This is a genomic window from Oleiphilus sp. HI0061 (genome assembly GCF_001635675.1).
Genome location: NZ_LWFE01001198.1, coordinates 1 through 565 on the forward strand (window position 1 = coordinate 1; position 565 = coordinate 565).

Here is a 565-nt window from a genome sequence, read left to right on the forward strand (position 1 = left end):
AAGGCAATTACAATTCTCTATATATTTACTTCGACAATCGAAGACTTTTTGCTCTCAGAGTTATCCTTAGTCACGGTACTGATCGCAAAGTAATGAGTACCAGCGCTTAGAGATTCCAAAGCAACCGAAGTCGCTTCAGGGTCTGTTACGGTTATTAGCAACACCATATTGCCACTACTTGCCCCACGATAAATTTTATAAGACTTGATATCGCCCTGGCTCAAAGCGCTTCCATCCTCTCTAGTGTTTGGTGCCGACCAATTAAGCTCAACAGCGTAAATATCTTGTCCACCCGAATCAGGGGTTGACGGGAGTTCCGGTACGCTGCTTGCGTTGTCTATTTGTGTCCCTGCCAAATATTCATCAAGATTAGACGAGCCATCACCATCATTGTCATTTACGGCGTCCGATGAATCTAGAACGTTGAGACCAACCAATACCTCATACCCATCAGGAATACCGTCGTTATCGGTGTCCTCATCTAGTGGGTTGCTTAGAATGAAATACTCATCAACATTGCTTAATAGGTCGCCATCACTATCAGAAAAAGCATCGGCATCATCAT

At 43.9% G+C, this 565-nt stretch carries 1 protein-coding gene; it reads right to left on the minus strand.

Features of this window, described 5'->3' with window-relative positions:
• Positions 1 to 17: 17 nt before the first annotated feature.
• The coding region (locus A3735_RS31135) for a fibronectin type III domain-containing protein (RefSeq protein ID WP_197485936.1) at positions 18 to 565 on the minus strand (548 nt) is incomplete at its 5' end.